Source organism: Dehalococcoidia bacterium (genome assembly GCA_030648205.1).
In the GTDB taxonomy this organism is placed as follows: Bacteria; Chloroflexota; Dehalococcoidia; order JAUSIH01; family JAUSIH01; genus JAUSIH01.
In genome coordinates this window covers 1-7624 of sequence record JAUSIH010000110.1, presented here as the reverse complement: position 1 = coordinate 7624, position 7624 = coordinate 1, and the positions used below count along the sequence as shown (strand labels likewise).

At 66.0% G+C, this 7624-nt stretch carries 9 protein-coding genes; 1 reads left to right on the top strand and 8 read right to left on the bottom strand.

The annotated features are described in order from the left end of the window. Positions 1 to 14: 14 nt before the first annotated feature. Complete coding sequence (locus tag Q7T26_12400; protein ID MDO8532941.1) at positions 15 to 266, top strand: translation elongation factor-like protein; 252 nt, start codon at positions 15 to 17, stop codon at positions 264 to 266. An 18-nt stretch (positions 267 to 284) separates the two neighbouring features. Here Q7T26_12400 and ribE read toward each other — a convergent pair whose 3' ends face one another. The 8 genes from ribE to Q7T26_12360 form a co-directional block, all read right to left on the bottom strand. Continuing rightward, positions 285 to 836, bottom strand: coding sequence for a 6,7-dimethyl-8-ribityllumazine synthase (gene ribE, locus Q7T26_12395; GenBank protein MDO8532940.1), 552 nt, complete (start codon positions 834 to 836; stop codon positions 285 to 287). A gap of 160 nt (positions 837 to 996) precedes the next feature. Continuing rightward, positions 997 to 2214 carry a bifunctional 3,4-dihydroxy-2-butanone-4-phosphate synthase/GTP cyclohydrolase II gene (locus Q7T26_12390; GenBank protein MDO8532939.1) on the bottom strand — a complete coding sequence of 406 codons (1218 nt, stop codon included), beginning with the start codon at positions 2212 to 2214 and terminating at the stop codon, positions 997 to 999. A 79-nt stretch (positions 2215 to 2293) separates the two neighbouring features. Next, positions 2294 to 2875: a riboflavin synthase gene (locus tag Q7T26_12385; protein ID MDO8532938.1), complete on the bottom strand. Its 582-nt coding sequence runs from the start codon at positions 2873 to 2875 to the stop codon at positions 2294 to 2296. Positions 2876 to 3195: 320 nt separating this feature from the next. Then, the gene (locus tag Q7T26_12380) at positions 3196 to 3405 is read right to left on the bottom strand and encodes a hypothetical protein (GenBank protein ID MDO8532937.1); all 210 of its coding nucleotides are present in this window, start codon (positions 3403 to 3405) and stop codon (positions 3196 to 3198) included. A gap of 57 nt (positions 3406 to 3462) precedes the next feature. Continuing rightward, positions 3463 to 4200 (bottom strand): toll/interleukin-1 receptor domain-containing protein, encoded by a 738-nt coding sequence (locus Q7T26_12375; GenBank protein MDO8532936.1) that lies wholly within the window; start codon positions 4198 to 4200, stop codon positions 3463 to 3465. A 3-nt stretch (positions 4201 to 4203) separates the two neighbouring features. Next, a complete protein-coding gene (gene ribD, locus Q7T26_12370; GenBank protein MDO8532935.1) occupies positions 4204 to 5310 on the bottom strand; it encodes a bifunctional diaminohydroxyphosphoribosylaminopyrimidine deaminase/5-amino-6-(5-phosphoribosylamino)uracil reductase RibD in 1107 nt (368 codons plus the stop codon). A gap of 7 nt (positions 5311 to 5317) precedes the next feature. Then, positions 5318 to 5890 carry a dCTP deaminase gene (dcd, locus tag Q7T26_12365; GenBank protein ID MDO8532934.1) on the bottom strand — a complete coding sequence of 191 codons (573 nt, stop codon included), beginning with the start codon at positions 5888 to 5890 and terminating at the stop codon, positions 5318 to 5320. A gap of 315 nt (positions 5891 to 6205) precedes the next feature. Beyond that, positions 6206 to 7624 (bottom strand): CARDB domain-containing protein (locus Q7T26_12360; protein ID MDO8532933.1); only part of this gene is annotated, 1419 nt, incomplete at its 5' end.

Genomic DNA, 7624 nt, shown 5'->3' with positions numbered 1-7624 from the left:
AAGGAGGAAGGGCGATGCCAGAAGAGCTTGTTGGCGAGGTGACGGACTTCTTCTCGCGGCCGGTGGTGGCGGGCATCAGGCTGAGCCGGGATGTGAAGGCGGGGGACCGGCTCCACATCAAAGGCCATACGACAGACCTGGAGTTCCTCCTGGAGTCCATGCAGTTGATCAACCAGCCTGTCCAGGAGGCGAAGTCCGGCACGGATATCGGCGTCAAAGTGCCTGACCGCTGCCGGAGAGGGGACAAGGTCTACAAGGTGGTCTAACCCGGCACCTGGAGCTGGCTACGCCTCCGGCTTTGGCGTGGGTTGGTCAGCCGCCGCCTGGTTGCGGGAACCCGCGGGCCGCCCGCGGCGCCGCCGAGGCGACAGGGCCGACATGGAGCGCAGCAGGTTCACCATCTCAATGGCGCTTACCGCCGCGTCAAACCCCTTGTTGCCCACCTTGGCCCCGGCGCGGTCCATCGCCTGCTCGACGTTTTCCGTGGTCAGGATGCCGAATACCACGGGTATGCCCGACGCCAGCTCCACGCTGGCGATGCCCTTGGCCGCCTCGCCGGCCACGTACTCGAAGTGGGGGGTCTCGCCGCGGATGACCGCGCCCAGGCAGATGACGGCGTTGTAGCGGCCGCTCTCGGCCATCTTCTTGGCGACGAGGGGAATCTCGAAGGCGCCGGGCGTCCAGGCCACGGCGATGTCCTGGTCGCGCACTCCGTGACGCAGGAGCGCGTCGCGGGCGCCGTCCAGCAGGCGGGACGTGACGATCTCGTTGAAGCGGGAGACGACGATCCCGCACCGAAGGCCCTGGCCCAGGAAACTGCCGCGTAGCTCTTGCATCGTGTTAACCTCGTTCCGCTAGTACTCGGATGCGCAGGTTCGTGCACACCAAATTCGCTCTAGGCCCGCTCGCCCTGAGCTTGTCGAAGGGTGAGACGCTCGTGGTTCGACAGGCTCACCATGAGCGGCTTTTCATACCGCGCTTTTCCATAACTAAGTATTAGCCTGTCCGGAGGTCCTCCGGCGGCAGCAGGTGGCCCATCTTGACTCGCTTGGTCTCCAGGTACTTCTGGTTGTACACGTTGGCCTTGGAGATGAGCGGGACTCTCTCCACCACATGCAGCCCGTAGCCCTCCAGGCCCGCGCGCTTGGTGGGGTTGTTGGTGAGAAGCCGCATCTGGCGGACGCCCAGGTCCACCAGTATCTGCATTCCGACGCCGTAGTCGCGCCTGTCGGCGGGAAAGCCCAGGGCCTTGTTCGCCTCGACGGTGTCCATGCCCTTGTCCTGCAGGGCGTAGGCGCGCACCTTGTTGTGCAGGCCAATGCCCCGTCCCTCCTGCCGCATGTACAGAAAGATTCCCGCGCCCGCCTGCTCGATGGCGTCCATGGCCAGCGCGACCTGCTGGCCGCAGTCGCAGCGCAGGCTCCCGAAGACGTCCCCCGTCAGGCATTGGCTGTGGACGCGCACGAGGACGGGCTTGTCCGAAGGGATGGCGCCCAGCACCAGGGCCAGGTGCTCGTCCGGGTCGAACCGGCTGCGGTAAGCGTAGAGGCGGAAATCGCCCCAGGCCGTGGGCAGGGCCGCTTCCGCCACCCGCTGGACCATTTTCTCGTGGCCGTGGCGGTAGGCGATGATCTGGTTGACGCTGATGATTTTGACGGAGTGCTTGCGGGAGAACTCGGACAGCTCCGGCATGCGGGCCATGGTGCCGTCGGGGTTCATGATCTCGCAGATGACGCCCGCCGGATGCAGGTCCGCCAGCTTGCACATGTCCACAATGGCCTCGGTCTGGCCGGCGCGCACCAGCACGCCGCCCTCGCGATAGCGGAGGGGGAACATGTGGCCGGGCCGGACGATGTCCTCCGGCCTGGTGGCGGGGTCAATGAGCGCCTTGATGGTGGCGCTGCGGTCCGCCGCGGAGATGCCGGTGCTGACGTCGCGCTTGGCGTCCACCGATGCGGCGAAGGCGGTGCCGTGCAGCGCGGTGTTGGTCTGCACCATCATCGGTATCTGGAGGGAGTCCAGGCGGTCGCCGGTCAGGGAAACGCAGATAAGGCCGCGGGCATGCGTGGCCATGAAGTTGATCATCTCCGGCGTGATCTTCTCCGCCGCGCAGGCGAGGTCGCCCTCGTTCTCCCGGTCCTCGTCGTCCACGATGATGACGAACTTGCCGGCCTGGATATCTATGATGGCTGATTCAATAGTCGCCAGGGGCATGGGCGTTGTCTCCTTGGATTGCCGGTACGGCCCCGCCGGGGGTCAGGCTCCGAAGAAGGAGCCTGGCGGAGGCCTGGTCCTACGCGGGGGTCAGGAGCTTCTGGACATATTTGGCGAGGATGTCCGTCTCCAGGTTCACCATATCTCCGGGCCGCCTGCGGCCCAGAGTCGTGTGAGCCAGAGTGTACGGGACTAAGGATACACGAAAGGCGTCGCTCCTGCAATTGACGACGGTGAGGCTCACCCCGTCCACGGCTATGAACCCCTTCTCCACGATGTAGCGCGTCAGCTTGCGGGGCGCTCGGATGGACATGATGAAGCTGTTGGGGCCTTCCGGCGTGACGCGGAGCACCCGTGCGGCGCCATCCACGTGGCCCTGGAGCAGGTGTCCTCCCACGCGCCCGCCGTAGGCCAGCGCCCGCTCCAGGTTGACGGGGTCGCCGGAGCGGGCGGCGCCCAGGTTGGTGCGGCGCAGCGTCTCGGGCACCACGTCCACGGCGAACGTCGCTTTGCCCAGCGCGGCGACGGTCAGGCACGCGCCGTTGACGGCGATGCTATCGCCGAGGCGCGCGCCCTCCAGCGTCACCTTCGCCGCGATGACCAGTCGCCCTGGCCGCGCCTCCTTGACCGTGCCCATCTCTTCAACGATGCCGGTGAACATGTTCGCCTCACCCCCTGTATCCCCCTCTCCAACATGGAGAGGGGGAGTGATATATTATAGGGGACACCCCTATGACCCCGGCGGGCCGCCTCGCGGCCCTGCACCCCCTTCGAGCGTGGGGTCTTGTGTCATTCCTATGAAAATCGCCCCTTCTTCGTCATTCCGGCGAACGCCGGAATCCAGGTTCCACAGGCTTTCCGACTGGATTCCGGATCAAGTCCGGAATGACGGGTTGGCGGCCGCATTTTCATCCTTCTTGGTGCTGCGCTTCAACAGGAGCGATTCTAAACGCAGCGAAGAATCCACGTTCCGTCGTCCTCTTATCTTGCCAACCGCAGTGGCCTGGGCGGCCACGACTTCGGGTTCAGCGCATTGATTAGCTGCGTGAGCTTGTGCTGGTATTTTTTGCTCCCAGGTGTTACGCCACGGAAGTCAGCCGCCATCTTCTTTGTGACCTCAGACGCATAGGGGGATTCCCAGTGTTCCACGCTGTCGTCAAGCCAGATGGGCACCAGCACGTCCACGTCCACGAACGGCGGCTCCTTGCCATCGTCCTTCGCTTCTTGTTCCCGCCGCTGCCTTGCGGCTCATAACCGCTTCTCTTTTTGCAGCGCCTTCACGATCTCTTCGTCCACCCCTTTGCTCGCCAGGGAGTGTTCCGAGCACACGAGGATCATCTTGTCGTAGTTGTGGATGGCCCGGCCCACATTCTCCATCAGGCCCCGCCCCACCACGCCGTCCAGGTCCCATTTCCACGTCTTCACACCCGCCTTCTCCAGGTCGTCGTGCAGCGCCGAGGCGAACGCGTCGTCTTTGGTGGAGTAGCTGATGACGCAGGAATAGAACTGGATGGGGTTGGTCTCCAGCAGGTCGGGCAGATAGTTCAGCAGCGTGCCTGGTACGCCCGCGCCGGTGAAGAATAGGAGTTGCTCCTCTGTGAACCGCCCGCCGCTGCTGCGGAGGGTGCGCGCCAGCGTGTCCACGCCGACGGTGGATGGGTAGTCGTGATGGACATCCGCGAGCCCTATTGCCTCGGCCAAGTCCGCGTCGGCCAGAATTGTCCAACCGATGCTCGCGTGCGTCAGGACAGCGTCCGTCAGGTCAGCGTCCCTCAGGACAGCACCGGTCAGGAAGGCGCCCCCCAGGTCAGCGCCCCTCAGGTGAGCGCCTGTCAGGTCAGCGCTCCTCAGATCAGCGTCCGTCAGGTCAGCGCTCCACAGGTCAGCGCCCCTCAGGTCTAGCTGCGTGGCGGAGGCCGACTCGCGCCAGGCGGCAATAGCCCCTGCGCCCTTCTTGACGAGGGCCACGTGCTTTGGATTAGCCATTCCCTACCTCTGCGTCCACGGGTCGCGCACGTAGCCCGTGACCAGCACGTCGTCGCCGAGGCGCTCCGTGCGGACGCGCGTCAGCCGCGTCGCCTCCGCCATGCGCTGCACGCCCGCGCCCATGACGGCGCTTGGCGCCTCCGCGCCGCCGATGAGCACCGGCGCGACGAACGCCGCCACCCGGTCAATCAGCCCAGCGTCCATGAAAGATCCGAGCAGCGTGCCGCCGCCCTCCACCAGCAGGCTCGTCACCTCGCGCTGGCCCAGCAGCATCAGCAGCGCCCGCAGGCTCACCGCGCCCTCGTGCGCGGGCAGCGCGACCACCTCCACGCCCTGCTTCTCCAGCGCGGCCCGCTTCTGCGCGTCAATGCTCCGCACGGCCAGCATGGCCCGGCCCGGCTCGTGGAGCAGTTTGGCCGTGAGCGGCGTGCGTCCGTAGTCGTCGAGGACGATGCGCAGGGGCTGGCGCGGGTACGGCTCGTCGCGGTCGTTGCGCGCGGTCAGGCGCGGGTCGTCGCGCAGGACGGTGGTCACGCCGACGGCGACGGCGTCGGCGACGCGGCGCAGCTCGTGGGCGCGGGCGCGGGACTGCGGGCCAGACACCCACCGGCTGTCGCCATCGCGGGTGGCGATCTTGCCGTCCAAGCTCATGGCGTACTTGGCGATGACGAGCGGCAGGCCCGTCGTGATGTACTTCGCGTGGGCGTCCATCAACTCGCGCGCCGCGTCCCGGTCACGGCCCGTCGCCGTGCGGACGCGGAGTCCCGCCGCCTTCAGCTCCGCCGCGCCCTTGCCTGCGACGCGCGGGTTCGGGTCAACGGTCGCGAGGCGCACCTCCGCGACGCCCGCCTCGATGATGGCGCGGGTGCAGGGCGGCGTCCTTCCACGGAAGGAGCACGGCTCCAGCGTGACGTACAGGGTCGCGCCGCGGGCGCGTGCGCTGGCCTGGCGTAGCGCCATGACCTCCGCGTGGGGCTGGCCCGGCGGCTGCGTGTGGCCCTCGCCGACGACCTCGCCGTCCCGGACCAGGACGGCGCCCACGGGCGGATTGGGGCTGGTGGCGCCGCGGGCCTGGCGGGCCAGTTCGAGCGCCCGCCGCATGTGGTTCACGGCGATATCAGCGCTTGGGGCGGTAGTTGAGGTAGTAGCGACTGGGCACAGGCTCGTCCTGCCCCTGGTACTTGGAGCCGATTTGCTTGCTGCCGTACGGCAGCTCCGCGGGGCTGGTCAGCCGCATGAAGGAGATCTGGGACACCTTCATCCGGTGGTAGAGCGTGATGGGGAGCGGCGACAGGTTGCTCAGCTCCAGGGTCAGATAGCCGTCCCAGCCGGGGTCCACGAATCCCGCCGTGGAGTGGACGACGAGGCCCAGCCGGCCCAGGGAGCTTTTCCCGTCCAGCCGTCCGACGATGTCCGGCGGCAGGACGATCCTTTCCAGCGTCACGCCCAGCGCGAACTCGCCGGGATGCAGGTAGAAGGGGGTGTCCTCGTCCACCTCGACCAGCTCGGTGAGGTGCGGCGACTCCTGCTTGACGTCAATGAAGCCCTGCGAGTGCTGCTTGAAGATGCGCAGCTTGTGGCCCAGGCGCAGGTCCACGCTGGCGGGCTGGACGCAGCCCTCGCCCAGCGGCTCCACGATTATCCGTTTCCGCTCTAGCTCGGCCCTGATATCACGGTCGCTGAGTACCATCCCACACCTCGGAGTCCAGGCTCGCGTACCCGCCATTCTAGCAGCGGGCGGCGGGCAACGGCAAGGGCGGATGCGCCATGCCGAGCGTCAGTGGGCGCCGTGGAGATTTCTCATACTGCTGTTGAACGAACAACGGCATGTACGTTCAACAGTGGTTTAGATTTGAATCGCCACACAACGGACTACCCCGCCTTTGAGGACCCCGTTGACCCACCGCGCAGAGCGGCCAATCTGCGCGGTGGCGGTTTGCGCTGACGAACTGCCCTTGCATCTTCGCGCGCGACCGTTGCATCCCGGACGTGGACGCCTGAGCTGTTACTCGGTGCGGTCCAGCTTCAGCGACAGCGTGCCAGAGTAGTCGTAAGTGAACTTTGGGTCGGCGATCTGCCCCGTGAAGTTGATGGTGTCGCCCGAAATCTTGGGCTGGTGTGTGAACAAATAGCCGCCGTCGGCCGGACTGAATCTGGTAGAGGTGTTCCACATCCCCGTCCGGGTCAGCTGGGGGCTGCTCAAGTCACCGAAGGCCGAGCCCGCTTGTCTATCGGCCTCGCCGACCTGATAATCACAGTCATTGTAGCGGGACCAGCCAGCGCCTGTGTGTAGCTTCCGGTCGGCGCCGGTCTCCTTCATGCTGTACCGGGTGTTGATGGAAACGGGAAGGGTATCCCCCTTCGGGGCTTCTCTGAGGCTGATGATAGTCGGGTTGACCGAGCCAATCGTGCCCTGCGCAGTGGTGGTGGCTACATTCCCGGAGACGTCGTCCTTGCATGTGTACTGGTAGGTGCCAGACGACTTTAGGGCGTCTTGCGTGAAGTAGGTACTTGGCCCCGCGACCTGCACCTTGAAGTTGGAGAAGGTGGCGTTGACCGACACCGAGGCCGTCTTCGATCTGCTGCCATCGACCGACCGGTATTGCAGGTTCATCAAGACCGCACCGGAGTAGTAGTTATACTTCGGCGTCGCCGTCACAGTGATCCTGCCCGGGTCAGAGCTGCCGATGTTATTGTTCTCGTCGCTTTCGGAGACGGCCTGCAGGCCGTCGGCGAAGACCGTCACCCAGTAGCTGCCCGGCGACATTGCGGTGGGGACGGTGACGCTTACAGTGTTGGGCTGGGAAGCGCCAGCCGCCAGACTGGGCATGCTGAAGTTCCCCAGGGAGGTGGTCGTGCCGTATATGCTGGCGGCCAGGGATATCCGGTTCGAGAAGGGGCCTGATGCCGTTCCTCCCTGGTTCTTGACGGTGAAGCTGACCGATATGCTGTCGCCCGCTTTGGCCGAGGAGGGCGAGAAGGTCACGGGGAGCACCGTGAGGTCCACGGGCCTGGGTGCGGGGGGAGGCGCGGGTCCCACCGACGGCACGGGCGCAGGCGCGGGTGCGGGAGGAGGGGGAGACACCGCTGCGCCCGTTACGTCGCTCACCAGCCGCCCGCGCAGACCGCTCTTGTCCCAGTCCGAGGGAACCTGCCGCTTCGTCACATCTTCAAAGCTCTTCCAGAGCTCGCCTGCCGACTTCCCGGGGGCTGCCTTCCGCGTTTCATCCATGAGCGCGGCGACGATGGGGGCGGCAAAGGATGTCCCGTTGCATTGCAGGGTGCCGACGGGTAGATTGGACGGCATCCCACGGACCCCGGTGGTGTCTATGGTCACGTCCACCCCGGGGGCGGCGACGCTGCCAGTAGAGGAGTAGTTGCTCCACTCCGCCCGCTTCCCGTCCTTCGTCACTGCCTCCACGAT

Excerpts from the sequence above, each read along its gene's own strand:
- Q7T26_12400 (MDO8532941.1), top strand. The coding sequence starts at position 15 with ATGCCAGAAGAGCTTGTTGGCGAGGTGACGGACTTCTTCTCGCGGCCG.
- ribE (MDO8532940.1), bottom strand. The coding sequence starts at position 836 with ATGCAAGAGCTACGCGGCAGTTTCCTGGGCCAGGGCCTTCGGTGCGGG.
- Q7T26_12390 (MDO8532939.1), bottom strand. The coding sequence starts at position 2,214 with ATGCCCCTGGCGACTATTGAATCAGCCATCATAGATATCCAGGCCGGC.
- Q7T26_12385 (MDO8532938.1), bottom strand. The coding sequence starts at position 2,875 with ATGTTCACCGGCATCGTTGAAGAGATGGGCACGGTCAAGGAGGCGCGG.
- Q7T26_12375 (MDO8532936.1), bottom strand. The coding sequence starts at position 4,200 with ATGGCTAATCCAAAGCACGTGGCCCTCGTCAAGAAGGGCGCAGGGGCT.
- dcd (MDO8532934.1), bottom strand. The coding sequence starts at position 5,890 with ATGGTACTCAGCGACCGTGATATCAGGGCCGAGCTAGAGCGGAAACGG.